Source organism: Delftia sp. WSY_22, from assembly GCF_043104185.1.
Classification (GTDB): domain Bacteria; phylum Pseudomonadota; class Gammaproteobacteria; order Burkholderiales; family Burkholderiaceae_C; genus Comamonas; species Comamonas tsuruhatensis.
In genome coordinates, this window is record NZ_JBICKN010000032.1 from 1 (window position 1) to 24,816 (window position 24,816).

Below are 24,816 nucleotides of genomic sequence, written 5' to 3' on the forward strand. Positions count from 1 at the left end.
GCCCTGCTTGGTGAAGGCCATGGGCAGCAGGTCCAGCTTGGCCTCGTCCTTGAGTTCCTTCTTTTCCTTCTTGCCGGGCTTGCGTCCTTCGGTGGCCTCGATGTGGGCGGCCTTCTCGTTGACGCGGCGGTTGAGCACGCTGGCCGGCAGCAACTTGGCCTCGGTCATGAAGCGCATCACCCACTGATTGGCCACGGACTCGGCCAGCGGGCCATGGGGCTCACCGCGCGGCGGCACCCAGCCGGCGCTGCGCTCCTGCGTGGCGCCGCACTCGGCAAACGGGCTCTTGCCCAGGGCGCCCTCGACGGCCCGCAGGTCTGGAGTCCAGGAATCGGAGATTCGGTAAATGATCAGGTTCTTGAGCATGGTGTGTCAGGCAAGGGATTTCGGATGCTTGGGTAGGCAGCCCAGGCGGTTGGCTTCTGCGTCGGTCCAGGATGCGTGGCCCAGCAGCAGGGTGTGGGCCTGGGTGGCCAGGGCCAGGTTGGGCTGCACTCGCCTTGCCTGAGACACGAGCAGATCCAGCAGCTTGGTATAGGCGCGGGTCTTGAGAATCCCCCAGCCGCCGAACTCGGGCGGCATGCGCTTCACCATCTGTTCGGCCTGGACGCCAATGCCCTTCACGGCTTCCCTGTGAACGAGCTTGGCCTCGTTGCGCAACTGGGCCGCCTCGGCCGAAAGTGCTTTTGCGCGTGCGCGCAGGTTGTAGGCTTCGACGGCGCGTTTCTCGCCCTTTGCTTCGAGGCGCAGCGCGGCGGCCTCGGTGGCCTTGGCCTTGGCCTTGGCACGCATGGTCATTTCTTGCGCGTAGAGATCTGCCGGTGTTTGCGACATGGGGTTCTCCAAACTGTGGGTTACAGGGCGCCGCCTTCGGTGTCGTCGGCAGGCAGGTGCTGGATGGCCGGCGCAGGGATGGCTGGCGCGCGAGGCGCGAGCCCGGCCAGGAATTCCTCGCGCTTCAGGTAGAGCTGGTCGATCAGGGCGTCGGCCAGGCGGGGCAGGTCGCGGGTGTTCATCAGCACCGCGCTGCGGTCCTTTTCGAAGGGCACGCCCAGGGCGACGAGGTTGGCGGCGCTGAGCTGCAGCACGGGCGCGAATGCGGCGCAGATCTGCGACAGGTTGAGCTTCTCGGGGTTCGGCATGGCGATCAGTGGGCCTGTGCCTTCGCCTGGGACTCGCGCATCGCCTGGTAGCCGGCGAGCATCGGTTCGAGCTGCTGACGCAGATCCACGCCGGGCTCCAAGCTCGTGCCAATGCTGGCCAGGGCGCAGCCCATGGCGTACAGGCCGCCGTAGACGGCGAATGTGTTGCCGTTGCGCTGGCCATAGGCACTCAGGATTTCGATGATGGGCTCGGCCACATGCGTCATTGCATGGGCGTGGTGGTTGGACGTGATTTCGCGGGTCACGCGCGCGCCCTCGATGGGGTCTGTGAATTGGCTCATGAGCTGGTGCTCCAGGTTCAGAAAAGGGGTGCTCCGGAGATGGCGGCCGCAGCGACAAGGCTGGCAGCCGAGAAGGCCGACCAGAGGAAAAAGCCGAGGAGTTTGGTCATGGCAGCTCGCGCAGGCATTCCATGGATTGCGGGCCGTTCCACACGACTGCATGACCTGGCGGGCAGGCCTGGGCGGCGCTGTGCGCGCGCTGCACGTCTGCTGCGCCATCCACCGGCTCCTGGGCCGCGCCGGCATCTGCGCAGGCGCTGAGCACCAGAGCCACCAGCAATGCCAAGCACAGCAGCAGCCAGCCGCCGGGCGTGGGCGCCGGGCCCGGCCCGGCAACAGGGCCGGGGCGCGAGGCCTCGCGGAGAAAGCGCGCATCGGGGTCAGGATTGAAGGGCTCGGATGGGATCACTCGTTGCATTTGGGCTCTCCAGAAACAGCAATCCCGCCAGAGGGCGGGATCGGGGTGGTGGCTGCTTGCCGTTGCAGGCGCTGGGCCTCCTGCTCGGCGATGAGGCGCTCTTCTTCGCGCCAGTCCGCATAGGTCTGCGGCTCATATGCGACGCGGCCGCGCTCGCCTCGCAGGCGGTTGAATCTGAATCTCACGATGAATTCCCAAAAAAAAAAGCCCGCCCTGCATTGCTGCAAGGCGGGCCAATGCCGCACTAGGCGGGCCCCACAAAAACACAAGCCGTCAGTGTTGCTGAGAGCTTGCCAATGCCCGCACGGTGCAGACGCGAGGAAGAAAAAGTCCGGTGCCCTTTCAGGGCGTGCCTATGAATTCCAGGAGAACCATGAGTCAGCCATAGGCCCGGTAGTCAACCGAGGTTCAACTTGTGACCGGGAACATTGGTCCGGCCAACACAGCGACGTAGAGAGAGATGAGGGTCACCACAGACCAGAAAAATGTTAGGAAAATATGCCGCATCACAATCCTCCTCAAGTCATTGAAAAAGCGTGCGAATCGCCCGAGAAAAAGCCTTCGAAAAACGTCGGAAGGGACTGCGAGATCTCCTGCTTCGAAGCTGTATGAGCTGGTAGCTGCCCCTTACCGGAAAAGCCTCCAATAGGCTCCTGTGATAGCGAGCATCCGGGTCTGGATTGAAAGACTCACTGGGCACAACTTGACTCATGCTTACCTCCATCAGCAGGGTTTTGCAGGGCTTGGGACAGACGTTATTTCAGCTTGTTGTGAGGCCTCTGCTTGCGAGCAAAGACAGGTTGGTCATGTAGGTCCGACAAGCCATGCCTGTATGAATTTCTTGGACAAGGTGTCCGCGTGGGACGCGGGAGGATGGTGGGAGCGCCGCTTGCTTGTCCGTGCGACGGTCGCGTAGGGAGGCAACACACATGCGCGATGCAAGCGCATCCAGGCCGGAGTCGCCAACAATGGTTTACATGCTTCAAGAAGCGGTGCTCTTAGACTGTCGCGCGCAACTCTATGAAAGGCTCCCACATGAAAATCGCGTTCGCCATGGCCGTTGCGGCCTTTGTTCTCGGAGGCTGTGCTGTGTATGACGATGGCTACCGTGGCGGGTACAAGAGCCATCCTCACGGTTGCCCGCCTGGCCAAGCCAAGAAGGGCAACTGCTGAACTCCAGAACCCGCCTCGGCGGGTTTTGTTTTTCGGGGTCCGTGTGAGCGGCCCGGTCCCCAGACGAAAAGGCCCGCGAGCGATGAAGCTGCGGGCCTTGGTGCAAAGTGCCGATGCCGAGAAGGCGCGCCTGGGAAGTAGAGAGGGAGGGAGGAGGAACCCAGGCTCGGCGTGAAACTGTTGAAGTTAGTATGCCCTGCCCATGTTCAGGCGAACATGAACAGGAGGTAAAGGGAGGTAGGGATCAGTTGCAGAACTGACGCTCACAGGGAATGCCATCGCCATCCCCGTCCATCTTGGTGCCGGGACAGTTGCGGAGAAAGAATGTGGCTTCTTCGCAAGACGTCATCTGCGAGCAGTGCGTGCGCCCGTCGCAGGTGTATTTCTGCGTGCTGGATGTGCTGCTGCGCACGTCAATGCTGCGAGGCCGTGGCTCCGTCAGCAGCAGGGTTGGCGATAGGCCGCCAGTCTTGGCTTGATATGCCGTGTACGCTTTCCAGGCCGCCACCGCGAGCAGCACGTAAACAATTAGCCTCAGCATTGAATGCCCCTCTCTTGTTGTGATTGGTATGGCGAGCATCGTATCGCAGCCCGCCATCGGCTGAAGGGTTCGTCTTCGCAGCGGCAAAGTGCCTTCTGAGTTACATTTAAATTTGCTGAGTCAAGAACTTCCTGCCGAAGAGGTAAACAAGAGTTGGATCGACGTCTTTTAATTCAGTCAGTTCGGCATGGCTACTGGTACAACTGCCTCCAGGAGGCCTTGTACCGACGAGCCGCACTCTTGATCAAATGTGTTCATCTAGTTGCGGCATGTGGTGCCGTGGTCGCTGCGGCGCTTGGGAAGTACCCTGCTTTGATGGGCATCTCTATCGCAGCAGCTGCGGCATGCGGTGGGATCTCTCGTCGAATCGATCCGTCCGCCAAGGTGCGCCACTTCAAGCACCTGAAGTGCAAGTTCCTAGAGCTTCGTGAGCAAGAAAATCAACTCAGTGATGAGGATTTGAATATGGCCCTCTTTCGCCTTCAGAGCGATGGAGAAAATGAAAAAGGGCTGACCTGGCTGGCTAACCCCGCAACAAACATGGCTCGCCGAGAAATGGGGTACAGAGATCCCAAAGACTTTGCGCGCGTCACCCTTCTTCAGAGCTTGGCAGCGAAGCTTGTTCGTTGACCGTCCTGCGGGAAGGCCTCTCTTGTTTTGCCCCGATGCGCTCGGGGAGGGCGTACTGCATCTGGTAGCAGCAGCGCGGCATCAACATGCCGCACCGTTTATTTGCTCCGTGGTGTCATCTCACTGCGTTCGTCACCGGAATGCCCGGGCGGTGTTCCATCGTCGGCTCCAGATGCGCTGGCGCGCACCCTTCACTGCCTCCCGCCTACTCTCTACAGGGCATGCCGCCCGCAGTTCCTTCCCTATGCCGTGAACCGTGCTTTGACGGACTGGCAACCGCGCGGAGACGCGGCGCGCTGACCTGGCCCATGCCCAGGAGCGCCATTGCGCCGGACGAATGCCCCGCTCGTGGGGCAAGCAACATCGGCGTGCAGTGCGAGAGCTGAGTGCAGATTGGATGAGGCGGCCATCTGAGATACTTGCTGCGGGGAGATACCGCTCCCCACTGCGCCCTGGTAAGGCGCATAAGGTGCGGTGACTTGGGGTGGTATGGGATGGATGTCCCGCCTGCTCGGCGATAAGAGCATCGCCCCCTTTCACCAAGCCGATGCCAGAAGCCTATTCGCGGTAAGCAACTGGCCGCGCCAGCAAGGGCGCGTAATAAGTGCAAAGCGGGTTCTTGACCCGTGGCCACGGGTCTTCACCGGAGCAATCCAAATGAAGACTTCTGTGCGTGTGAGCATCAAGATCGACGTGGCCAAGTGCCTCCAAGCCATCGGCTACATCGTTCTGCTACTGATGCTGTGACCGAGTGGGGCGGGCTGGAGCGATCCAGCCCGCTTCCCGCTGAACTTCTCACGCGCCGTCAGCGGCCGCCTCAACCAATCTGTACTCAAGCTCTCTTGTTAAAGACCGGGGCCAGCCCGGTCGATGCCGTGGTGCCCAACTTCCCTGCCGGTCCGCGATGTGCGGTGGCTGGGATGCTGAGATTTATTATCAGCGCCGCTGGTTTGTATGTCAACCAGCGCCGCTGATTTTTGTTTCGTGCGCGCTGGTGCCATCGGCGAATGGCCGTAAAAAAACCCGCACAAGGCGGGTCTTTTTTGACGTTGGGAAGATGAGTTGCAGTCGCGTCAGAGCATGATTCCTGCCCATACGGCGCGGCCAATTACTTCGAAATCATCACCTTCTCGGTACATGATTTGCTTGGGCTTGAAGCTGGGGTTGTCGGCTATCGCCAAGACGCCGGCCCCAGGGACATCCTGAAGACGCTTGATGAGCAGCTCACCGTCGGCACGGAAGGCATAGAAGTCACCGTTCAGCCGCTCCTTGTCCCCACGGTTTACGAGGACGATCGACCCGTCTGGGATTTTTGGTTCGTTGCTGTGGCCTGTCGCATCCACGACCACAGCATTTGCCTGAGAGACGCCAGCCTTCTTCAAAAAATCGGTCCGGAACACGAGGGCAGGTTTGTCGGCAGCGACGTAGGCCACCTTGCCAGTGCCGTTTGCAAAGCGGACATTGGCGTATCGCACTGACGTGTATTCGTCGCTGGAGGGTGGCGGCGGCGGGGTCAGCTCTGCGATTTGGGCCGCAGGGGCTGCCAGTCGCGGGCTGAAATCCTCAATGCGACAGCCTAGACCAGCGGCAAATCCTGCGGCTGCCTTCAGACTGAGGGCGGATGTGCCGCTCAGGAAGTTGCTGACAGCAGTCTGCCCGCCGATCCCAAACTCCGCGCCGAATTCCTTCTGGTTTCTGGGCTTGACCCTGTTCCAGATTTCACGCAGGGCACGCGCCTCTTCGCGGTGCTCGTCCGTGACGATGGCTTTCTTGCTACTCATGTCTTAAGTATCAGGCGCGCTGATTATTTATGATCAGCGGCGCTGGTTGACGCTGGAACCAGCGCCGCTGATAATGATGTCATGCAGACACTCAAACCCATACGGTCGCTCCTGGGTGTGACCCAAAAAGAGCTTGGCGTTGGAATCGAATGCAGCCAAGGAAACATCGCCAACTACGAGTCCGGGCTGCAGTCCATGCCTGTGCACGTTGCCCTGAGGCTGATCGATTTCGCGCTCGGGCGCGGCCTGTCCGTGACCTTGGACCAAGTCTATGGGCGAGATCCGCTGCCCGAGCTTGCGCAGCCCGCCGCCCAGGAGCCGGGTCATGCATAGCCCCCGCGAGTCCAAGCGGCCGGGCCCACTGCCGTTCCAGAAGCGCTTGCACCGCGTCCGCCAGGAGCGTCGCATGGAGGCTTGGCACAAGGCCAGCCTGAATCTGCACGCCGACATGAAAAGGCTGATGTCGCAGCAGGCCACAGTGGCTGCCCAGCAGTCGATCACCGCCTTGGCGCTGACCGTCAGCCCTTCGCCGGATCCCGATTGGAGGCTGCCGTGAGTTCGCGTACCCCTTTGAAAAATCAAGCCGAGGAGTGAGTCCGCATGCGTGACGCCCCCCAAGTACTGAGCCGCGCGGAGATTGACGCGGCGGAACGAATCATCAAGGCACTGAAGGGGCTGGCCCCTGAGGAAGCAGAGCGCGTGCTGACGCATGTCCAGGCCCGGTTGGACGAGGCTGAAGGTGGCGACGTGATGTTTGCCCGTGGCATCGCTGGCCCGAATGGGGCTCTGGACACCTGCATGAAGACGTGGGTTGACAGTGGCACTGCGGAGCTTTTCAGGCGTCGAGCGGCCATGCGCAAACAGAACTCGTCGGCCTGCCAGCGGGACTGCATTTACCTGCTGGTCCACGAGAAGACTTACACGTTGATGGTTGCGGAAAAAGCGTTGCATGACGCTGATGCTATGGACCTGCGTGAGCATTTGACAGGCCCATTTCCGGCCCGGAAATTCTGGGGGCCCGGGCAATGAACGCGATCACCGCAATTTCTTCCGCCGTGCTGACCATGAGCAGCCGCGAAATCGCCGAGCTGACGGGCCGCGACCATGGCAACGTGATGCGCGACATCCGCACGATGCTGGACGACCTGCAGGCTTCAAATTTGAATCCTGCTTGCGAAACAACGACTTACGCGGGTGCCAACGGCCAGCGCTACCCGCAGTACGAACTGGACCGCGACACCTGCCTGACCCTGCTGCTGGGCTACGACGCCGTGGCGCGCATGAAGGTGGTGAAGCGCTGGCAGGAGCTGGAGGCTCAGGCAGCTCCTGCCGTGCCGCGCACGATGTCTCAGGCGCTGCGCCTGGCCGCTGAACAGGCCGAGCAGATCGAGCAGCAGCAGGCCGCCCTGGCACTGGCCGCGCCCAAGGCTGAATACGTGGACCGCTACGTGGCCGCCAACGGCGCGAAGGGCTTCCGTCAGGTGGCCAAGCTGCTGGGCGCGAACGAGCATGCATTCCGGGCCTGGCTGCAGGAGGAAAAGATCATGTACCGCCTGGGCGGCGAGTGGACTGCGCACCAGTGCCACATCGATGCCGGCCGCTTTGTCGTGAAGACGGGTGTGGCCCAGGCCAACGAGCATGCCTTCAACGCGACGAAGTTCACCCCCAAGGGCGTGAACTGGGTGGCCGGCCTGTGGGGCCAGCACCAGGCCCGCCTGGCGCAGGAGGGCGCGCAAGCATGAGTTCCGACTACACGACCCTCGCATGGCGCACGGAACTGCAATCAGGCCCACGCCTGGTGTTCCTGGCCCTGTGCGACAACGCCAATGACGCGGGCAACTGCTTCCCGTCCATCCAGACCCTGGCAGACAAGTGCGGTCTGTCGGTCCGCGCTGTGCGTGGCCACGTGGCCGCCATGGAAGAGCAGGGGCTGGTGCGGCGCATTCAGCGCACTGGATGGAGTTCCGAGTACCAAATCAATCTGAAGGTACTGCGCGCGGCGGTTTACGAGTGCCTGTCCAAGCGTCCGCGCTTGACCGAATACGACCAGATGATCATGCGCTCCTGCGCGCCGGAAACCCCGGCAGATTCTGCACCCCGGCAGGATTTGCCGCCCCCTCAAACCCCGGCAGATTCTGCCGGGGACCCCGGCAATATCTGCAACTCCCCCCGGCAAGATCTGCCGGGGACCCCGGCAAATCCTGCCGCCATAACCTACAAAGAACCTACAAAGAATAAACAAGGAAAAGGGAAAGGCGCGCGCACGGCTGCGAACGCCATCACTCGCCCTGACGGCGTGACCGAGCAGACCTGGGCCGATTGGCTGACGCTGCGAAACGGCAAGAACGCGCCGGTGTCGGAAACGGTTCTGCGCATGGCGATCACTGAGGCGGACAAGGCCAAGCTGTCGCTGGAGGACTTCCTGCAGATCTGGTGCTTCCGTGGCACGCAGGGGCTGCAGGCCGACTGGCTCAAGCCCTCGGACTTTGCTGGACGGACCGTGAAGCCTGCGAAGACGCCTGCCCTCGACAACTTCGGCGGCGTGAACTACGGCCAGGCGAGGAAGATCTGATGGACCTCCTCGCATCCCGCATCCACCGCCCGCCGCTGACGCGCGAGAGCACATGCCCGATCCATGGGCTGTACCTGAGCAGCTGCCATCTGGGTGACATCTGGACGAAGTGCAACCTGTGCGCCGAGGAGGCGAAGGCCAAGGAGCAGGCCCAGGCCCAGGACGAGCAGAAGCGCCAGGCGCGCGAAGAGTGGGAGAAGCGCCTGGGCACGGCCGCCATTCCCGAGCGCTTCCAGAGCTGCCGCCTGCGGACCTACATCGCGGAAACGCCGGAGCAGCAGGCAGCCCTGCAGTTCGCCAAGGACTACGCGGCCCGTTTCGATGACTTGCAGCGCAAGGGCAGCGGCGCCATCTTCGTGGGCAACGTGGGCACAGGGAAGACGCACCTTGCCATCGGCATCGGCATGCAGGTCATGCACACCCACGGCGCATCGGTGCTCTTCACGACCGTTGCGCGCGCTGTCCGCCGCATCAAGGACACCTGGTCCAAGCGCAGCGGCGAGTCCGAGGGCGAGGCTATTGCCGCAATGGTGTTCCCGGATCTGCTGATCCTGGACGAGGTGGGTGTGCAGTTCGGCAGCGACTTCGAGAAGAACCTGCTGTTCGACGTGCTCAACGAGCGCTACGAGCGTCGCAAGCCCACGCTGTTCCTGTCGAACCTGCCCATTGGCGAAGTGGCCGCATTCCTTGGCGAGCGTGTCATGGACCGCCTGCGCGAAGACGGCGGCGACGTGCTGCCGTTCCAGTGGGAAAGCTATCGCGGGAGGTGCGCATGACCGCCATCCATCCGGCCGCGACCCGCGCCTACCTGACGCTGCCCTATGCCTACACGCTGGCACAGGAGTTGTCGGCCAGCGAGCGGCAGCCGCTGCACCAGCGCAAGCGCGAGCCCATGGGCGCTGCAGTCCTGGCTGCTGTGCATGCCGTCGGCTACGCCGTTCCGACGGTGCAGCACTGGCGCGACCTGGCTGACGCCGCGAACCTGTCCGAAACGCTGCTCGGCATGGGCGTCTTCACAGAGCCCGAGGCCCAGAGCCTGTTTGCTGATGCCGTGGCGGCCGTCGTGGACCTGGGCCGCAAGCACGGCCACGGACAGGAGATGCGCCTGAACGCCGTACAGCTGGGCCACCTGGTCGAGTTCGGCGAGGCCTACGGCCAGGTGCTGGAGGTGATCCCGGCCCGTACCTTCATCCGCGCGCACCGCGCCACCGAACGCCGTCTGCGCGAGCTGCTGGTCAACAGCCACGGCAGCGACACCCATGAATTCATCGTCGTCGTCTGAACATCAATGGCAGCAACACCAAATCAATCTCAGCGGGGCAGCCGTGGCGCACCTCGTCAAGCTGGCCCAGCAACCCGGGTGGTGGGAGTACGTCAAGGCCAGGGCCAGGGAGCTGGACAGGGACGAGTCCCGGCTGTTCGTGGACATCGAGCAGCAGGTGGTGCAGCAGCTGCAGGCGCTCGCCTGGCGCCCGCCGCCCCGCGCGTGACGGTGCCGGCTGGCCACCAGGGCCCGATCACGGTGCTGGGCATGGACCCGGGCAAGCACACGGGCCTGGCCTGGATCGTGGATGGCCATCTGCAGGCGCTGGAGGAGATTGCGCCAGCCCAAATCCTGCAGACGCTGCAGGGCAGGGCGCCCACGCTGGTGATATTCGAGGACAGCCGCAAGGCGCGGAAGACCTGGACCGGCCAGGGCAGTGCCGCGGCGCGGGCCAAGATGGCGCGCAACGTGGGCGAGATCGATGCATGGTGCGTGCTCATCGAGACCCTGTGCGCGAGCCTCGGCATTGCCTGCTTCGGTATGGCTCCCAGCGCGAAGGCCGGCAGCGCCCACGGTGCAAAGATCGATGCCGCCACCTTCAGCCGCCTGACCGGCTGGGCCGGCCGCAGCAATCAGCACCAGCGTGACGCCGCAATGATCGCGTGGTCCTTCCGGAGGGCACGGCCATGAAGCGCATCTACATCGCCGGCCCGATGACAGGCCTGCCAGAGTTCAACTACCCGGCCTTCAACCGCGCGGCCGCCGTGCTGCGCGCCCAGGGCCACCACGTCGAGAACCCGGCCGAGAACCCCGCGCCAGCGTGCGGCAGCTGGGCTGGCTACATGCGTCTGGCGCTGCCACAGCTGTGCACCTGCGATGCGGTCTACATGCTGCCCGGCTGGCGCGGCTCCAAGGGCGCGCGCGTGGAGCACGGCCTGGCCCTGGATCTAGGCATGGAGGTGCAGGACTTCGATGCCAGCGCAGGGGAGGGCGGTGCCCATGCTTGATTTCCGCCCCGATCTGCCCCGGCGCGGCATGCGTGGCCAGGAGCGACCGAAGCCCAAGTACCCGCCGCTGTGGCGCGACGCCACCATGGAAGAGCACATCCACGGACCGGACGCGCATGGCCGCTACCGCCTCTCCACCTGGGCCTACAACCGTTGCTGCATGCTGCAGCAGTACGGTCCGATCCGCGTGTGCGTGATGGGCGATCACGGCTTCCTCGTGGATGTGGGGCTGGAGGGCGACATCCGATGATCCAGAACCGGAGCACCTGGCCCAGCCGCGGCTTCGGCCGCCGGCCCGCCGTCGCACCAGCGCAAGACCGAGAGGAGCGTCTGGCGCAGCGTGCTGCCCGCGCCATGGACAGCGCCCGCGCCACTGCCGGCTTGGCGTGCACCAGCATCGTGGTGATGGGCGCAGCCAGTACAGGCCTGGTCGTGCCCAAGACTGAAATCCTCGAATGTGAGGCCTACCGCTGCGCCGTGGCCGCGCTCCCGTGCATGTGGTGCGGCATCTGCGGGTTCTCCCAGCACGCACACCTCAACCTCGGCAAGGGCTTCGCGCTCAAGACGGACGACCGCACTGGCTTCCCCTTGTGCTGCACACGCCCCGACATTGAGGGCTGCCACGTTGCATACGACCAATACCGCCTGGTTGATGGCGGCCGTGAAGCCCACCGGGACTACGGCATCGAATGGGGCCGCATCACTCGCCACACCATCCTCGAATCCGGCCTATGGCCACAACGCCTGCCCCTCTGGAGTGAAACCCCATGAACCAAGCCATCACCAGCACCATCCACAAGACAGCCGGCGGCAATCCGGACACTGGCGCGGTCGAGGCCGTGCCCACGCTGACGCAGGTCTATGAGGCGATCCGCCAGTTGCACGAGGCCGGTGAGGAGCCCACACGCGACCGCATCCACAAGATGACGGGCCTGAACCTCACCACCGTGGACGATCGCATCAAGGTGCTGCGCGGCGAGGGGATGATCTCGGCGGTGAAGCAGTGCTACCGGCCGGTGCACCAGCACGGGCCAGCGCGTGCTGTGACGGTCACTCACCTGACCGATGGGCGCTCCATCCTGGAGATCGGCGAGCATGTGGTCCACTTCAGCAGGACCGAGGGCGGAATGGTGGGCCAGGCCTATGCTGGCATCGCTCTCGAGCACACAGCTCTGGCGCGCGTCACGGAGCTGCAGGACCAATTGCTGGAGGAGGTGGCAAAGCGGAGAGCGCTTGAGCGCAAGGTGGAGGCTTTGAAGGTGCAGCGCAGGGCCGACCCACGCCAGGGAGACCTGCTGACATAGGCCGCCGGAAGCTTCAAGTGTCACTGAGCGTTGGTTGACACCGATGCTTTCTTGCGAAAGCCGCACCAGTCGATGCCTGATTCAATTAGATCGACGTATTTCTTATCGAAGGTGTTTTTCATGTCTTGGTCCCAGCGTGGGCCAAGGAAAAACTTCTTGTGATAGCAGACTTGAAGTTGAAGCGTGCGCTCCCAAGCATCATCGCCTTTAGTGGCTAAGTAAATCTGTTCACCGGAATTCAAGAAATAGCTGACGAACCATTCATATTTCTCCATCTCTTTCTCTTTCTCCTTCTCTTTCTCCTTCTCTTTCTCGCAATTGCATTCGCTGGCGGAAATTTGCTGGCTGTCGCCTTTTGACTCGTTTTGTTCACGAAGGCCGCCAGCCAGTTCTGGGTGCTCGATTGCAAGCTTTAAGTATTCGCCGTACGCCTGTTGGGCAGTCGCTTCTTTTTGAGATGCATTCGAAGATGCAATCTGCTCCTTTGCAACATCGAGAGCGCAGTATGCAATCACTACACCGACAATAATCGCAAGGCATTCAAGCCATGATTTGATGCAATTTATGTTGAATTTCATCTAATGATTGGATAAGGATGGCAGGCAGTCAAGTGTATCAAATTGTTTGATGTAAGGCGCCCCGGCTAGGGTTCGACGGCCCTAGGTCATGCCGGAACACTTCCGGCCATGGCCCAACGTCCTGCCGGCAAGTCCGAGCCTCAAACGAAACCTTCACCCAAGAAGCCTGCTGCTGACAAATCGGCCGCAGGCGTGGCCTTACCTGCCAGCCGCGCGGCGACCAGCGTCCCGGCCGACTGGGAGCGCATCGAGTTGGACTACCGGGCTGGCATCAAGACCCTCCGCCAGATCGCCGACGAGAACGGCATCACCCATGGAGCCATCAACAAGCGCGCCAAGCGTGATGGGTGGGAGCGTGACCTGGGCGTCAAGATCCAGGCGAAGGCTGATGCGTTGGTATCCAAGGCGGCGGTATCCAGTGAGGTATCCACGGATACCAAGGTTCGGGAACGTGCCGTCATCGACGCCAATGCTCAGGCCGTAGCTGACGTTCGTCTCGCACATCGCCGAGACATTCGTCGGGCACGGCGCATCACCAACACCCTTTTGGACGAGCTGGAAAAGCAGACCGACCCGGATACCTTGCTGCTTCTCGGCGAGTTGGGCGAGATGCTGCGGCAGCCTGACGACAACGGCCAGGACCGCCTCAACGACCTGTACCACAAGGTCATCAGCCTGTCCGAGCGCTCCAAGACCATGAAGACTCTTGCCGAGAGCCTTCAGAAGCTGGTGGACATGGAGCGCACTGCGTTCGGCATGGACAAGCTTTCCGAGAAAGGCGATGAGCCGGGCGCGCTCAAGCAAATGACCGATGCTGAGCGGGCGGTGCGGCTTGCGGCCATGCTCAATGGCGGGCCGGGCGCGGCTATGGTGCTGGCCACGCTCGCGGCCAAGCGGGGCGAGAAATGATCACTCCCGTGCTCACCACGGCTGACATTCTGGATCTGCTCAAAGGTCTGGACGCGGACACGCGCGCGGAGCTGGACTCCCTGCTGCTGTCGGGCGATGCGCCCATCTGGGTGCCGCAGCCTGGCCCGCAGACCGTGGCCTTCGAGTCAGACGCCGATATCGTCTTCTATGGTGGCGCGGCCGGCGGCGGCAAGACCGATCTGCTGCTGGGCCTGCCGCTGACCAAGCAAAAGCACAGCATCATCTTCCGGCGCCAGTCCGTGCAGCTCACCGGCATCGAAGAGCGCATGACTTCGATCCTGGGCACGCGCGATGGCTACAACAGCCAGGACGGGATATGGCGGCTGCCACAGGGCAAGGTCCTGGAGCTGGGCAGCGTGAAGGAGCCGGGCGACTGGATCAAGTACCAGGGCCGCGCGCACGACTTCAAGGGCTTCGATGAGATCACCCACTTCACGGAGCTGCAGTTCCGCTCCCTGATCGGCTGGCTGCGCACCGACGACCCGACCATCCGCCAGCGCGTGGTCTGCGCGGGCAATCCGCCTACCGAGCCCGAAGGCGAGTGGGTGAAGCGCTTCTGGGCGCCGTGGCTGGAGCCGTCCCACTCGAACCCGGCCAAGCCGGGCGAGCTGCGCTGGTTCGTGACCAATGAAAAGGGCGAGGACCAGGAGGTTCCTGGCCCTGAGCCCGTGATGGTCGGCCCGGACCTGATGACGCCCAAGAGCCGGACCTTCATCCCCTCCAGCGTCAACGACAACCTGTTCCTGCTGTCCACGGGCTACAAGGCCACGCTGCAGTCTTTGCCCGAGCCACTGCGTAGCAAGATGCTGAACGGCGACTTCAATGCCGGCAGCGCGGACCCGGCCTGGCAGGTGATTCCCACCGAGTGGGTGAAGGCGGCGCAGGCGCGGTGGAAGCCACGCGAAGCCAAGGGCGGCATGACGGCTCTGGGCCTGGACCCGGCGCGCGGCGGCATCGACAAGACCTCGGCGGCGCGGCGCCACGGCGCATGGTTCGATGAGCTGATCACCGTGCCGGGCGCGGTCACCAAGGACGGCCCGACCACGGCGGGCTTTGTCACCCCTCTGGTGCGCGACGGTGCGTGCATCTGCGTGGACAGCATCGGCATCGGCTCCAGCGCCCTGGATTTCATCGTGGGCCTGAATCTGCTGGTGCTCGCGGTCAACGGATCGGAGACGTCCAACGCCATGACCAAGGCCGGCAACCTGCGCTTCCGGAACCGGCGCGCGGAAATGTACTGGCTGCTGCGCGAGGCCCTGGACCCGACGAATCCCAATCCCATTGCGCTGCCGCCTGACCCCGAGCTGCTGGCCGACCTGACAGCCGTTCGCTACAAGGTCGTGACCCTGGGCCGGGTCGCGGCGATCCAGATGCTGTCCAAGGACGACATCCGCAAGGCGCTGGGCCGCTCCCCTGACAAGGGCGATGCGGTGGCAATGACCTTTGTCCAGGGCATCCCTGAGCCCGGCAGCAAGCGGCACGAATACGAAGAACCCGAAGAGACCGATTGGAGGCTCAATTGATCAACACCAGCACGATGGACGTGGACTCACCCGAAACCGAGGGTTCTCTCGACACCGGGGATGATGATCTGCGCATGGGTGAGGGCGAGGTATCGCTCCACGAATACACGGAATGGCTGCGCGAGATGGACGAGGAGCCGCCATGGCGCATCGCGGCGGACAAGGAGATGGACTATGCCGACGGCAAGCAGCTGGACACCGAGCTGCTGAACGCTATGAAGGAGCAGGGCATTCCGCCGGCCATTGAGGATCGCATCGGGCCCACACTGCGCGCGCTCACGGGCTACGAGCAGACCACGCGCACGGACTGGCGTGTCACGGCCAACGGCCAGACGGGCAGCAAGGATGTGGCAGACGCGCTCAACGTCGAACTGAACGAGGCCGAGCGCGAGTCCCATGCCGACGATGCCTGCAGCGATGCCTTCCGGCCCCAGGCTGCCGTGGGCTTTGGCTGCGTGGGCGTGCAGCGCGTGAGCGATCCCACGCAATACCGCTACAAATGCGCTGTCGTGCGCCGCAGCGAGGTGCGCTGGGACTGGACGGCGGAAGAGTGGGACCTGAGCGACGCGCGGTATTTCAAGCGGGACAAATGGCTGCACCCGGAGCGCATCGCGCGCGCATTTCCGCAGGCGCGCGAACTGATCCTGTCCTGTGGCCGAAATGGCGCCACCTGGTGGCAGCAGGGCTACCCCGGTCGGCTGGCCAACCAGGGCGGCAGTTCCACGGGCCTGACCAATGCCGGCCAGGACGCGCGCGGCTGGACGGTGGAGGAGGCGCGCTGGTACGACCGCACCAACAAGCAGCTGTGCCTGACCGAGCTTTGGTATCGGCGCTGGGTCGAGGTGGTGCTCATCGAGTCGCCCGACGGCCGCGTGGTCGAGTACGACGCGGGCAACCAGGCCCACAACTACGGACTGGCCACGGGCATGACCAAGGCATTCAAGGCCATCGTGGCGAAGGTGCGCCGCAGCTACTGGCTTGGGCCGCACAAGCTGCACGACAGCCCCTCTCCATACCCGCACAGCCATTTCCCCTATGTGATCTTCTGGGGCTTCCGCGAGGATTCCACGCGCGTGCCCTATGGCTACGTGCGCGGGCTGATCTACCAGCAGGACAGCCTGAACAGCGGCACGGCGCTCATGCGATGGGGCCTTTCCGCCTACCGTGTCGAGAACACCAAGGGCGCGACACAGATGCCGGACGCGGTCCTGCGGCGCACCATCGGCCGGCGCAACGCCCATGTGGTGCTGGACCAGGAGCACATGGCAAAGCCTGGCGCGCGCTTCGAGGTCAAGCGGGATGTGCAACTCACCGAGCAGCAGCACCAGCTCATGAACGACTGCCGCGCGGTCTTCGAGCAGCTGTCCGCGGCGCCGGCTGCCTTCACGGGCCAGCGCGGCAACGCGACCAGCGGTCTGCAGGAGCGCACGCAGCTTGAGCAGGCCAACCAGGCGCTGGGCGAGATCATGGGCAACTTCCGCCGCGCGCGCACGCTGATGGGCGAGATGCTGCTGTCCATGATCGTCCAGGACCTGGGCGCCAAGGAGAAGACGGTGATCATCGAGGGCGATGCCGTCACCGAGGACCGTTCGGTGGTGCTCAACAAGATCGAGACCGATCCGGCCGGCTACACCTACCTGAGCAACGACGTGCAGCGCACCCTACTGAAGGTCCAGCTCGAGGAAGTGCCCAGCACACCGGGCTACCGATCCCAGCAGCTGTATGCGATGCAGGAGGTAATCAAGACCATGCCGCCTCAGTTCCAGCAGGCCGCCATGCCCTACATGGTTGCGCTCATGGACACGCCCTACAAGCGCGAGATCATCGAGGCCCTGCGCGCGGCCGGCTCCCAGGAGAGCCCGGAGCAGGTCGAGCAGCGGATCCAGCAGGAGGTGCAGGCCGCACTGTCCAAGGCCGGGCACGACCTCAAGGCGCGCGAGCTGGAGATGAAGGAGCGCCTGACGGACGCCCAGATCAAGAAAGTGATGGCCGATGCCGTGCAGGTGGGCGTGCAGGCCGCCTTCTCGGCCATGCAGGGCGGGGCCCAGGTCGCCATGAATCCTGCCATCGCACCCATTGCCGACGCCATCATGCAGGGCGCGGGCTACCAGAAGCCCAACCCAGGCGGTGACGATCCGGACTTCCCGGTGCCGGGAGTTGTTGCCGGTGACCCCGCGCCTCAGTCTGGCGGGCCGGGCGCGGCCAGCGACATTGGCCAGGTGCGCGAGAACACCAGCCCCGCTTTCCCGCCTATCCCGCAGGAGCCGGCGCGTGGCATGCAGGGCATCGAAACCACGTCGGCGGCAGACAATTTGCCGTAGCCAATAGCGCGACCCCAAAGAGAAACGCCCCTATCGGGGCGTTTACTTTTACTTCTTGCCTCCGCCGCTGGGCGGATTGTTGCCGCGTCCGCCACCCGAGGGGTTGCCGGTCTTGCTTGGCCAGTTGGGGTTGTCGCTCATCACATCTCCTTCGGAATCAAAAAGAGGGTTTGTCAGTGTAGGGGCCCAGTCCGCACGCGTCCATGCCGCAGTGCAACCGCGTGTTTCGCAAGTTGCCCCGTCTAGGGTTGGTCTTTTGTTCCCCGCTTTTTGACACTGCTTCCAAGCCGTAGCGCATGTCGCTGTGGCGATGACTGCGGCGCTTCAGCGCTGCGGATTCAAGAGCAGATGGCGCGGCGCCCAGGCGCTGCTCCGGATTGCTGGCCCATGCGGCCACGGCGATATGTGGCGGGACAGGCATGACGACATCACAACAGGATTCTTTGGAAAGCGCGGGCGGCGAACTGTCGGCCGATCAGTTGACCCAGATGCTCAACGCTGGGTTGCATGGCGATACCTCGGCAGCGTCCGAGGAACCCGGCGGCGCGCCAGCGCCCGCCACTGATCCGGCAAGCACTCCTGCTGCACCCGCTGTGGAAGCGGTAGCGAAGCCCGTGGGCGATGCGGCGCCGGCCGAGCCAGACCCGGCAAATGCCGTGGTGCTGGCCAAGGATGGCAAGCACACCATCCCCTACGAGAAGTTGGAACAGGCGCGCCAGGGCGAACAGCGCTGGAAGTCTGAGGCCGAGCGTGAGACCGCCCGTGCTGCCGCAGCCGAGGCCGCCCTGGTCGAGCTGCAGGCGCAGGCGGGCCAACGCGCGGCCGATGGCAAGGCCCCGACCGAGACAGACAAGCTGGCAGCGCAGGCAGGCGCGGCCATCGAGGCCGGCGCGGATCCGGAGCTCTTCGGCGACTACTCGGAAGAAGGGCTTCGCGCCGGGATGCTGAAGCTGCACGCGGCCACCCGCGAGCAGCTCAAGGCAGAACTGAAGGCGGAACTGCAGGCGGAGGTCGAGCGCGAGCTGGCGCCCCTGCGTCAGCACCGCCAGGCCTCGGCCGAAGAAGTGCACTCGAACGCCATCTACGCGGCGCACCCCGACGTGGATTCCATCGCCCAGAGCGCGGAGTTTGATGCATGGCTCAAGGCCATGCCCAGCTACGCGCAAAGCGCCGCTCGCGGCGTGCTGGACGGCGGAAGCACCGAGCAGGTGATCGAGCTCTTCAAGGACTACAAGGCCGCGACTGGCGCTTCCTCCGCACCCGCCCCAAAGGATCCCCCGAACGATCCGACCAAGGCCGCCAAGGAAAAGCTGGCGGCCCTCGCAGTGCCCGTACCCAACAGCCTCTCGGACATTCCGGGTGGCCGTCCAGGCGGCGGGTCGCTGTTCGAGCGGCTGGATTCGCTCGAAGGCATGGAGCTCTTCAACGCGATGGCCGACCTCACGGAGGAGCAGCGCGAAGGGTTCCTCAACCGAAAAACCTGAACTGAGCGAGGACTGACATGACCAAGACCGCAATGTCGGCCAGCGACAAGCAAAAGCTGGTGCAACAAGCCGTTGGCGTTTTCACTGCGACGCAGAAGCGCCATTCCAACATCAACCGCCTGACGGGCAAGTTCCCGAAAATCGATACAGCCGCCAGCTCTATTGCCAACCAAACGAGCAACACCATGCCTATCGTCCAGACCATGGACATGGGCAAGGGCAAGGGCGACGAGTTGAAGTTCAACTTCGTCAATCCTGTGGGCGGCATCCCCATCATGGGCGGCGAATACGCGGCCGGCCGCGGCGAGGGCGTGAGCCTGTCCGAGGACCGCCTGCGTGTGAACCAGGCCCGCTTCCCGCTGGACCTGGGTGGCGTGATGGACGAAGTGCGCAGCCCCGTGGACATCTACCGCCTGGCCAAGCCTCTGCTGCAGAGTGCCATGGACAACTACGAGGATCAGTTGTCGCTGGTGCACATGGCCGGCGCGCGCGGCTTCGAGGACAACATCACCTGGCGCATCCCCCTCGCGGCAGATCCTCGCTTCAACAAGGTGGTGGTCAACCGTGTGAAGGCGCCTACCAAGAACCGCCACTTCATCGTGGACGGGGATTCGGTCCAGCGCTTCAAGACGAACGGGGGCGAAGTGGACCTGACCACGGCCGACATCATGAAGATGTCCAACGTGGACGCCATCCGCAGCTTCCTCGGCCAGATGGTGCTGCCGCCGCCGCCCGTGGAGTTCGACGGCGACGAGATGGCCAAGGACAGCCCGTTCCGTGTCCTGCTGGTGTCGGATGCCCAGTACGAGAAGTTCGCCACCGACCCGAACTTCCGCAACTACCAGGCCCAGGCTCTGGCCCGCGCGCGCAATGCCAAGGATCACCCGCTGTTCCGCAATCCCGAGGTGGCGCTGTGGAGCGGCGTGCTCATCGTGAAGATGCCCAAGCCGATCCGCTTCTTCGCGGGCGACGAGATCAAGTACTGCACGCAGTTCGACAGCGAGACCGAGGCCGGCGTGATCGTGCCCCAGTCCTTCGGCGAAACCTTCGCCGTGGATCGCGCCATCCTGCTGGGCGGCCAGGCCCTGGCCAAGGGTTACGCCAAGAGTCGTCACAACGGCCTGCCGTACTTCTGGAAGGAGCAGGACGATGACTTCGAAGACAAGCTCGAAGCCATGATCGGCGGCATCCTGGGCGCCTCCAAGATTCGCTTCGCCGTGAACATGGGTGATCGGGTCGAGTTCACCGACCACGGCGCCACCGTGATCGACACCGTGGTGCCGATCTTCGGTCGCAGCCTGTAAGGCCTGGGGCAGGTGGCGCGGCCCCCTGTCTCGCTTCCTGAACTTCCAAAGGAGCCAATCATGGCAAAGATCAAAATCCTCGGCGCCGACCGCAACCAGTTCGGCGGCGCTCGTCCCTATGGCAACGTGACCACCATCCGCAGCGTGCTGGAAACGGGCGCCACGGGCATCCCCGTGCGCTCCAACGCCATCGCGGCGCTGGCCGTCAACGATGTCGTTCAGATCAACACGCTTCAGCCGGGCTTCCTGGTCGAGGCAGTGTCGCTGATCGTGTCCAACGGCTTCGGCACGGGCGTCACTGCCTCGCTGGGCTTCGAGTACACCGACGGCGTGGACCGGCCCGAGCTGCCCCAGGCCGCCAACTACTTCGGCGCGGGCATCGACCTGGCCACCGTGGCCAACCTGCGCCTGAACCTGACCAAGAAGCTGGCCAAGTTCCCCGCTGGCGTGACGCTGCTGCTGACCATCACCGGCGCGGCCGTGGCCGAAGCCGGCTATCTGGATCTCATCGTCCACGGCGAAGGCCTGGGCGCGGACTGACCCCGCCGCGCGGCCACAAGGGGCGGCGACGCCTCTTTCCGCGCTGGCATGAACCGCAGAGGCTCATGATGAACCAAGAACCCAAAGTCGCGGTCCAGTACATCGGGCGCCGCCCCTCGTACATAGACCGCCTGTATGGCACCGGCCTGTCGTTCGACGCAGAGCAGGTGCGCGACCTGCCCGCGTCCATCGCCAAGAACTTCCTGCGCCATGGCGACCTGTTCCAGCGCGCGGCCGTGGTCGAGGAGGCCGGCGCGGGCCAGGGTGGCCAGCAGCCCCCCATCACGCCGTTGGACGATACGGCTGCCCAACTTGCCGAGGCACAGCGCCTGCAGGACGAGCAGCGCGCCAAGGACATGCGCCGGCAAGAGCTGCTGGACCAGGTCTCCAACATGGACAAGGAAGGGCTTCAGGTGTTCGCCAAGGACACCTACAACCAGGTGGTGCCCAAGACCATGACGCTGGAGAACATGCGCGCCAAGGTCTTCGCCTTCATTGACCAGTACGGCCCGGTATGAACCTGAAGCAGCTGGTCGCCCAGTTCCGCAGCGATGCGGACGACCGTTTGGAGCCATTCCGCTGGAGCCAGGACGACATCCGTTCTTGGCTCAACGAGGCCCAGGCCGAGGCTGCGGTGCGTGGCCGGCTGCTGCTGGACGACTTCACGCCGGGTCTGTGCGAGATCCCTGTGGTGGCGGGCCAGGTCAGCTATCAGCTGCATCCGAAGGTCTACGAGATCGCCGACATCCGCTTCGTCCCTGCGACGGGCGAGGACGTGGGATGCCTCGAGCTGGTCACGCGCGAGTACCTGGACCAGAAGGCGCCGCGCTGGCGCGAGGCCGCCGCCGGGCTGCCCCGGTATGCCATCCAGACCGAGAAGCGGCTGCGCCTGGCGCCTGCCCCTCGCATGACCGGCACGTTGAAGCTGGAGGCCTACCGCCTGCCGCTGGCTGCGTTGATCAGTTCCGTGGAAGAGCCGGAGATCCACGAAGCCCATCACCCCTATCTTGTGCACTGGGCCCTGTATCGCGGCTTCGGGCAGCCAGATTCCGAAGGCTTCGACCCAGAGCGCGCGGCCCAGGCCTATGCAGTGTTCGAGCGGTACTTCGGAATGCGGCCCGATTCTGATCTGCGGCGCAGCACGCGCCACGACGAACCCCAGGTCACGGTCATCCATTCCCTGTGAGAACAGGAGGAGAAAAGCATGCGTGGATTCGATCCCGAAAAAATGAAACAGGTCAGGGCCAGCGCGCTGGCCAATCAGCCACGCCTGGGGTTCCGACCGCGCGGCAGCGGTGGGCAGCAGGAGGAGAGTCAACCGGGGCCCGGCCTCGGCTTCGGCCCCACATCGGTGTTGGAGGCGCGAAAGGCACAGGCCCAGAACCAGGCGCCCGACTCCATCCCCGGCATGTTTAAGCCGGGCGAGTTCGTCCTGCCACCCGATACCGTGCACGCCATGGGCGGCGCGGGCGCGCTGCAGGCTGCCGTCGATGCCACCCACACGCCCGCCGCCGAAGAGGCATGGGTTCCGCGCGGCTTCAAGCCCAAGGTGTTCTTCGCCAACGGCGGCCGGCCTGAAGACCAGATCCCCCTGGGCGGCCAGCGCCCGGCACCGGCTCCCGACGGCTCCCAGGACAACCCGATGAATTCGGAGCTGGGTCGTAATGTGACCAACACCCTCAATGCCCTGGGCGGTGGTGCGGCCGGCGCGTCTGGCGCTGTGGCGCGCGCCGTGGACGCGGGCATCGGCGCCAATGCGGCACTGGGTGCTGGACGTGCAGCAGGTTTTGCGAGCCGGGCTTCGTCCACTGCGGCGCCCCTTGGCGTGCCAGCTGCGGGCGCCGTGGGGCTGGAAGCGGCATACGAGGCTGATCGGCCTGTGGGTGGACTGCCGTCCAACCGCGCGAGCAGCCCTGCAACTGCTTGGACCTCGCCGGCAAGAACCACGCCAGCCTCCGGCACGCCCGGCTCAACGATGGGCCCGCCAAGCTATCTGGCCGGCACCGGCCGCCCCGGCGCGGACCAGGTCATGCCCGGCGTATTCCGCACCGGCAACAGCTACGGCGACAGCGAGCAGGCCGCCATCCTGGGCGCCGAGCCGCGCGGGCTTCCTTCCTGGCGCAACCAGAATGCAGCCAACAACCTGGCAGGCCAGCAGCAGGCCGAATCCATGCAGCGCGTGCAGGCCGCCATGGCGCCGCCACCCACATCGCCCATCCAGCGCGTGGCCATCATGGGCTCCGGGGACGCGCGCGGCTTCCGCCGTGCCAGCAACCTCCGCGCATCAGATCGCGGCGACCTGGCACGCCTGCATGAGGCCCAGCGCTACGACACCCGCCTGGGCTTCGCGGCCGGCCAGCAGCAGCTGGAGCGCGACCGCATCGCGGCCGACACCTTCCGCACAGCACGCGGTTTCAATGTGGATCAGCAGCGGCTGAATACGGAGCGCCGCTTGGCCGATTCCGAGATCACGGCGCGCGGGTTCAAGTCGCGGGCACTTCAGCAGGAAGAGCAACTGCGCAATACCTTCCTCGATCCCAACGCCACACCACAGCAGCGACAGCAGGCCCAGCAGTCGCTGCGCGCGATCAACGGTGAGACGGAGCAGTCGCCCTGGAAGGTCACAGTCACGCCCGCGATCAAGAATGCTGATGGGTCAACAACCCAGGGCAGCATCATCCGTCACAACAATGTTACGGGTGAGGTGCAGCAGGTGGATGCGGGTATGGCGGGCGGGCCCAAGACCATTACGAACGACGACGCGGGCCGCCGTGCCCTAGCCGCGCTACCCTCGGGGTCGGTGTATGTCGGCCCCGATGGAAAGCAGTATCGGAAGGCTTAATTCAGAGGGACGGCGTCGCGCTTCCACCAGTCGAGCTGTCCCTTGAATTCGTCCAGCACCCTGACCACATCGGCGGTGGACCCTTTGGTCAAGGTCTGCTCCCTGGCCTTGTCCCGCGTCACCCAGGCCCAGAAGTCCTTCCGGGCAAACAGCGCATCGGCATCCGGGTGCGCGGCATAGATCTTCCTGTAGTGCGTCTCCAGCTTCAGCAGGTCTGCATCGGTCTTCACCAGCGGGTGCTGCGCGCGAATCTCAGCAGACAGCGGATACCGCTCGCACATGTCCGTCGGGCCAGCGCTCGGCGTGTACAGGCAGCCGCACGCGCGCATGATCATCCCAGCCGCCGGCTGCCACGACGTGTCGCGCGCCTTGTCCAGCGTGCACTGCTCTGGTGACTTCGGGCCCAGCAGGCCACGGCCCGAGCCGCGGCGGACCTCGAAGAACTTGTCTGGGTGCTGCTGGGCACACAGGTTCAGCGCGGCAGCGTGGGCCGGCGCGTTCTTCACCCCGGGGAGCTTATCCAGGAGGCAAGTGGCGTAGTCAGCGGCCAGGGCTGGACCTGCGGCACATAGGCCTGCGGCGAGGAAGAGAACGCGGAGGATCATCTGCTCGTCTCGTCGATGATTTCTTCCAGCACCTGCACCGCTCCACGGATTCGTGCGAGGGTTGTCTGGAGTTCGGTCTTTTTCTCTTCAACTGCCCGAAGCTCGTCCTCAATACGAATGGCGTTCTCACGCAGTTCACGCGCCCGTTGGCGATACCGCTCGATGGATTCAGGGGACGTGTCTGGGGGGATGTTCTGGCTCATTGGCGCCTCCTGAGCGGAAATGTAGCAGGGCTCGCGTCAGGCCCCGCCGCGCTCACTCACGAGCTTCCCGCAGCATCTCCTTGAGCACATCGATGCGGCCTTCGATACGGCGCAAATCCCATTCGAGCGCAGGATCCTTGGATTCGGATGCCTGCAGCTGCGCCTCTGCAAAGGCCTTCTTTGCTCGAAGGTGGTCCAGCATGTCTTCCATCGCTCTGATGTCCAGGGCGCTCATAGGTAGAACCTCCTGGCGGCAATGTGGCAGTAGGCTGCATGTATGAGGAGCGAGGTGTACCAGGGCGCAGGGAAATCAGCCGGCCAGGAGGAGGGCGGGGAGGATGAGGAGGGCTGG

General features: G+C 64.2%; 34 protein-coding genes. 22 read left to right on the top strand and 12 right to left on the bottom strand.

The window, feature by feature from the left end; translation table 11 throughout:
* From rdgC to ACF8NF_RS16970, 6 genes are all read right to left on the bottom strand, one after another.
* A partial coding sequence (rdgC, locus tag ACF8NF_RS16945; RefSeq protein ID WP_392450903.1) for a recombination-associated protein RdgC occupies positions 1-366 on the bottom strand: 366 nt, incomplete at its 3' end.
* 6 nt (positions 367-372) lie between these two features.
* Positions 373-834 (bottom strand): hypothetical protein, encoded by a 462-nt coding sequence (locus ACF8NF_RS16950; protein WP_392450904.1) that lies wholly within the window; start codon positions 832-834, stop codon positions 373-375.
* A gap of 20 nt (positions 835-854) precedes the next feature.
* The gene (locus ACF8NF_RS16955) at positions 855-1,142 is read right to left on the bottom strand and encodes a hypothetical protein (protein WP_392450905.1); all 288 of its coding nucleotides are present in this window, start codon (positions 1,140-1,142) and stop codon (positions 855-857) included.
* A 5-nt stretch (positions 1,143-1,147) separates the two neighbouring features.
* Positions 1,148-1,444, bottom strand: a complete 297-nt coding sequence (locus tag ACF8NF_RS16960) for a hypothetical protein (protein WP_392450906.1) — start codon at positions 1,442-1,444, stop codon at positions 1,148-1,150.
* A 106-nt stretch (positions 1,445-1,550) separates the two neighbouring features.
* Positions 1,551-1,862, bottom strand: coding sequence for a hypothetical protein (locus tag ACF8NF_RS16965; RefSeq protein ID WP_392450907.1), 312 nt, complete (start codon positions 1,860-1,862; stop codon positions 1,551-1,553).
* Between the two features lie 1,417 nt (positions 1,863-3,279).
* Positions 3,280-3,633 (bottom strand): excalibur calcium-binding domain-containing protein, encoded by a 354-nt coding sequence (locus ACF8NF_RS16970; protein ID WP_392450997.1) that lies wholly within the window; start codon positions 3,631-3,633, stop codon positions 3,280-3,282.
* A 162-nt stretch (positions 3,634-3,795) separates the two neighbouring features.
* On the opposite strand from ACF8NF_RS16970, the gene ACF8NF_RS16975 reads away from it, so the two are divergent.
* Positions 3,796-4,206, top strand: a complete 411-nt coding sequence (locus ACF8NF_RS16975) for a hypothetical protein (protein ID WP_277848723.1) — start codon at positions 3,796-3,798, stop codon at positions 4,204-4,206.
* Positions 4,207-5,279: 1,073 nt separating this feature from the next.
* On the opposite strand, the gene ACF8NF_RS16980 is transcribed toward ACF8NF_RS16975, so the two are convergent.
* Positions 5,280-5,987, bottom strand: coding sequence for a S24 family peptidase (locus tag ACF8NF_RS16980; protein WP_277848722.1), 708 nt, complete (start codon positions 5,985-5,987; stop codon positions 5,280-5,282).
* Positions 5,988-6,020: 33 nt separating this feature from the next.
* Entirely contained in the window at positions 6,021-6,314 is a 294-nt protein-coding gene (locus tag ACF8NF_RS16985) for a hypothetical protein (protein WP_392450908.1), read from the bottom strand.
* Between ACF8NF_RS16985 and ACF8NF_RS16990 the strand changes: the two genes are divergently transcribed.
* From ACF8NF_RS16990 to ACF8NF_RS17045, 12 genes are all read left to right on the top strand, one after another.
* Complete coding sequence (locus ACF8NF_RS16990) at positions 6,313-6,543, top strand: hypothetical protein (protein WP_392450909.1); 231 nt, start codon at positions 6,313-6,315, stop codon at positions 6,541-6,543. The two genes, ACF8NF_RS16985 and ACF8NF_RS16990, sit on opposite strands and share 2 nt — an antisense overlap.
* Positions 6,544-6,587: 44 nt before the next feature.
* Entirely contained in the window at positions 6,588-7,016 is a 429-nt protein-coding gene (locus ACF8NF_RS16995; protein WP_250439647.1) for a hypothetical protein, read from the top strand.
* A complete protein-coding gene (locus ACF8NF_RS17000; protein WP_392450910.1) occupies positions 7,013-7,729 on the top strand; it encodes a phage antirepressor KilAC domain-containing protein in 717 nt (238 codons plus the stop codon). The genes ACF8NF_RS16995 and ACF8NF_RS17000 overlap by 4 nt, the downstream gene beginning before the upstream one ends.
* The gene (locus ACF8NF_RS17005; protein ID WP_392450911.1) at positions 7,726-8,559 is read left to right on the top strand and encodes a helix-turn-helix domain-containing protein; all 834 of its coding nucleotides are present in this window, start codon (positions 7,726-7,728) and stop codon (positions 8,557-8,559) included. The genes ACF8NF_RS17000 and ACF8NF_RS17005 overlap by 4 nt, the downstream gene beginning before the upstream one ends.
* Positions 8,559-9,335: an ATP-binding protein gene (locus tag ACF8NF_RS17010; RefSeq protein ID WP_392450912.1), complete on the top strand. Its 777-nt coding sequence runs from the start codon at positions 8,559-8,561 to the stop codon at positions 9,333-9,335. Before ACF8NF_RS17005 ends, ACF8NF_RS17010 begins: the two co-directional genes overlap by 1 nt.
* The gene (locus ACF8NF_RS17015; RefSeq protein WP_392450913.1) at positions 9,332-9,841 is read left to right on the top strand and encodes a hypothetical protein; all 510 of its coding nucleotides are present in this window, start codon (positions 9,332-9,334) and stop codon (positions 9,839-9,841) included. Before ACF8NF_RS17010 ends, ACF8NF_RS17015 begins: the two co-directional genes overlap by 4 nt.
* A 43-nt stretch (positions 9,842-9,884) precedes the next feature.
* Positions 9,885-10,049, top strand: coding sequence for a hypothetical protein (locus ACF8NF_RS17020; RefSeq protein WP_180319365.1), 165 nt, complete (start codon positions 9,885-9,887; stop codon positions 10,047-10,049).
* The gene (locus ACF8NF_RS17025; RefSeq protein ID WP_392450914.1) at positions 10,046-10,513 is read left to right on the top strand and encodes a hypothetical protein; all 468 of its coding nucleotides are present in this window, start codon (positions 10,046-10,048) and stop codon (positions 10,511-10,513) included. Before ACF8NF_RS17020 ends, ACF8NF_RS17025 begins: the two co-directional genes overlap by 4 nt.
* Positions 10,510-10,830, top strand: a complete 321-nt coding sequence (locus ACF8NF_RS17030) for a DUF4406 domain-containing protein (RefSeq protein ID WP_392450916.1) — start codon at positions 10,510-10,512, stop codon at positions 10,828-10,830. The genes ACF8NF_RS17025 and ACF8NF_RS17030 overlap by 4 nt, the downstream gene beginning before the upstream one ends.
* Positions 10,823-11,080 (top strand): hypothetical protein, encoded by a 258-nt coding sequence (locus tag ACF8NF_RS17035; protein WP_392450917.1) that lies wholly within the window; start codon positions 10,823-10,825, stop codon positions 11,078-11,080. The genes ACF8NF_RS17030 and ACF8NF_RS17035 overlap by 8 nt, the downstream gene beginning before the upstream one ends.
* A 104-nt stretch (positions 11,081-11,184) precedes the next feature.
* Positions 11,185-11,601 (top strand): hypothetical protein, encoded by a 417-nt coding sequence (locus ACF8NF_RS17040; RefSeq protein ID WP_392450918.1) that lies wholly within the window; start codon positions 11,185-11,187, stop codon positions 11,599-11,601.
* A complete protein-coding gene (locus ACF8NF_RS17045; RefSeq protein WP_392450919.1) occupies positions 11,598-12,134 on the top strand; it encodes a hypothetical protein in 537 nt (178 codons plus the stop codon). The genes ACF8NF_RS17040 and ACF8NF_RS17045 overlap by 4 nt, the downstream gene beginning before the upstream one ends.
* Before the next feature lie 20 nt (positions 12,135-12,154).
* On the opposite strand, the gene ACF8NF_RS17050 is transcribed toward ACF8NF_RS17045, so the two are convergent.
* On the bottom strand, positions 12,155-12,712 hold the full coding sequence (locus ACF8NF_RS17050; RefSeq protein ID WP_392450920.1) for a hypothetical protein: 558 nt from the start codon (positions 12,710-12,712) through the stop codon (positions 12,155-12,157).
* 108 nt (positions 12,713-12,820) lie between these two features.
* Here ACF8NF_RS17050 and ACF8NF_RS17055 point away from each other — a divergent pair, with 108 nt between their 5' ends.
* From ACF8NF_RS17055 to ACF8NF_RS17095, 9 genes are all read left to right on the top strand, one after another.
* Positions 12,821-13,621, top strand: a complete 801-nt coding sequence (locus tag ACF8NF_RS17055) for a hypothetical protein (RefSeq protein WP_392450921.1) — start codon at positions 12,821-12,823, stop codon at positions 13,619-13,621.
* Entirely contained in the window at positions 13,618-15,165 is a 1,548-nt protein-coding gene (locus ACF8NF_RS17060) for a terminase (RefSeq protein WP_392450922.1), read from the top strand. Before ACF8NF_RS17055 ends, ACF8NF_RS17060 begins: the two co-directional genes overlap by 4 nt.
* Positions 15,162-17,486, top strand: a complete 2,325-nt coding sequence (locus ACF8NF_RS17065) for a hypothetical protein (protein ID WP_392450923.1) — start codon at positions 15,162-15,164, stop codon at positions 17,484-17,486. The genes ACF8NF_RS17060 and ACF8NF_RS17065 overlap by 4 nt, the downstream gene beginning before the upstream one ends.
* A 419-nt stretch (positions 17,487-17,905) precedes the next feature.
* Positions 17,906-18,970, top strand: a complete 1,065-nt coding sequence (locus ACF8NF_RS17070; RefSeq protein WP_392450924.1) for a hypothetical protein — start codon at positions 17,906-17,908, stop codon at positions 18,968-18,970.
* A 17-nt stretch (positions 18,971-18,987) separates the two neighbouring features.
* Positions 18,988-20,274 (top strand): DUF4043 family protein, encoded by a 1,287-nt coding sequence (locus tag ACF8NF_RS17075; protein ID WP_392450925.1) that lies wholly within the window; start codon positions 18,988-18,990, stop codon positions 20,272-20,274.
* 60 nt (positions 20,275-20,334) lie between these two features.
* Positions 20,335-20,814: a hypothetical protein gene (locus tag ACF8NF_RS17080; RefSeq protein WP_047470172.1), complete on the top strand. Its 480-nt coding sequence runs from the start codon at positions 20,335-20,337 to the stop codon at positions 20,812-20,814.
* Positions 20,815-20,882: 68 nt separating this feature from the next.
* The gene (locus tag ACF8NF_RS17085; RefSeq protein WP_392450926.1) at positions 20,883-21,332 is read left to right on the top strand and encodes a hypothetical protein; all 450 of its coding nucleotides are present in this window, start codon (positions 20,883-20,885) and stop codon (positions 21,330-21,332) included.
* A complete protein-coding gene (locus ACF8NF_RS17090) occupies positions 21,329-22,000 on the top strand; it encodes a DUF6682 family protein (RefSeq protein ID WP_392450927.1) in 672 nt (223 codons plus the stop codon). Before ACF8NF_RS17085 ends, ACF8NF_RS17090 begins: the two co-directional genes overlap by 4 nt.
* Before the next feature lie 18 nt (positions 22,001-22,018).
* On the top strand, positions 22,019-23,656 hold the full coding sequence (locus ACF8NF_RS17095; protein ID WP_392450928.1) for a hypothetical protein: 1,638 nt from the start codon (positions 22,019-22,021) through the stop codon (positions 23,654-23,656).
* Here ACF8NF_RS17095 and ACF8NF_RS17100 read toward each other — a convergent pair.
* The 3 genes from ACF8NF_RS17100 to ACF8NF_RS17110 are packed head-to-tail and all read right to left on the bottom strand — an operon-like array spanning position 23,653 to position 24,699.
* Positions 23,653-24,261: a hypothetical protein gene (locus ACF8NF_RS17100; RefSeq protein ID WP_392450929.1), complete on the bottom strand. Its 609-nt coding sequence runs from the start codon at positions 24,259-24,261 to the stop codon at positions 23,653-23,655. The genes ACF8NF_RS17095 and ACF8NF_RS17100 overlap by 4 nt on opposite strands.
* Entirely contained in the window at positions 24,258-24,464 is a 207-nt protein-coding gene (locus ACF8NF_RS17105; RefSeq protein ID WP_212645729.1) for a hypothetical protein, read from the bottom strand. Before ACF8NF_RS17105 ends, ACF8NF_RS17100 begins: the two co-directional genes overlap by 4 nt.
* Positions 24,465-24,516: 52 nt before the next feature.
* Entirely contained in the window at positions 24,517-24,699 is a 183-nt protein-coding gene (locus ACF8NF_RS17110) for a hypothetical protein (RefSeq protein ID WP_392450930.1), read from the bottom strand.
* Positions 24,700-24,816 lie beyond the last annotated feature (117 nt).